This is a genomic window from Prevotella rectalis, assembly GCF_900607215.1.
Taxonomy (GTDB): domain Bacteria; phylum Bacteroidota; class Bacteroidia; order Bacteroidales; family Bacteroidaceae; genus Prevotella; species Prevotella brunnea.
This window is the reverse complement of record NZ_LR027822.1, coordinates 421,248-422,474: the sequence shown is the minus strand read 5'-3', so window position 1 is coordinate 422,474 and position 1,227 is coordinate 421,248. Positions and strand designations below refer to the sequence as shown.

Sequence of the window (1,227 nt, the reverse complement as noted above, 5' to 3'; positions counted from 1 at the left end):
CATAAAAGAAGATGGACAACACCTAAGTTCCGTCATATTTTCGGCAAGGTCTTAGGGGGCTCGATGCCCCCTGGGACCTTTGGTGAAGATGGCATAAGACCGTCGTTCGCCATATTTTCGGCGTTCCAAAGATACTTTATATTTTTCTTTTTTGCAAGCATTTATCTCTTTTTCCAAAGATTTCTCCCGGGCTGTTCGCCTCTATAGACATCCATCGGACATTTCATTCCTATGCTCATATGCGGTCGTCTGTAGTTGTAGAAGGCTATTGCCTTGGAGATTTCCATATTGGCCTGGTCATAATCTCGGTACATCTCCTGCTGGTAAATCCACTCAACCTTAAAGGTTCCATTCGTCCTTTCCGCCACAGGATTGTCCGTAGGATTGTACCGTTCTGTCATACTAACCCTGATATGGTGGCACATAAGAGTTTCAACATATAGGTGGCAGGCATATTGCGAACCTCTGTCAGAGTGGTGTATCGTTCCGCAGAGGTTGCCTCCTCCGGCTGCCTTAACTGCCATTAGCAATGCCTCCTTCGTATTTATAGCCTCCATGGTTTCGGATAAGCACCAGCCTATGACAGCATGTGAGTAAACATCTGTAATGAGATGGAGGTACAGGACGTTGCCGTAAATCCAAACGTAGGTTATGTCGGCTGCCCAAATGTGGTTAGCATACATTGCCGTAACACCTTGTACAAGATTAGGATACTTCCTATAAGGATCATTGGAGTCCGTTGTACGTCTTCGCTTGTTCTTGGGAAGCATAAGTCCTTCTGAAGCAAGTAGTTTTAAGAAGGAGTCGCGACCATGAGTAACATCTTCACCTAGCTCCGACTTGAGGAGGACGTGCAGTTTCACACCGCCTATCCCGGGACAGCAGGCACGATAGTAGAGTACATTGTCAACTATCAGTTTACGCCTTTGCCGCTCAGAAATCACAAGCTTGCTGCTTGCGTAATACCACTGGCGTTTCTTGCCAAACAGCCCACAGAGGAATTCCACGGATACACCGGGAAACTCCTCACGCAGCGCCGTTACTGTTTGGCACCATCTTTTTTTAAGATGCTGATACCCTCCTCGGATTCGGCTATCTCTATGAGTTTCTCATAGGCACGGCTGCGCATCTTCTCCAAAGACAATGCGTGTTGGAGGTTCACTATCTTCTGGCGCAATATCTCATTGTCTGTCAAATTCGTTTCTTTATGAGCCATACGATACCTCT

1 protein-coding gene and 1 pseudogene are annotated in these 1,227 nt (G+C 46.6%); both read right to left on the bottom strand.

Going from position 1 to position 1,227, the window contains the following annotated elements; genetic code table 11:
- Positions 1-161: 161 nt before the first annotated feature.
- The gene (locus E0E16_RS10130) at positions 162-1,007 is read right to left on the bottom strand and encodes an IS3 family transposase (RefSeq protein WP_255418171.1); all 846 of its coding nucleotides are present in this window, start codon (positions 1,005-1,007) and stop codon (positions 162-164) included.
- A gap of 32 nt (positions 1,008-1,039) precedes the next feature.
- A pseudogene (locus tag E0E16_RS14440) lies at positions 1,040-1,227 on the bottom strand (hypothetical protein); the annotation flags it as partial.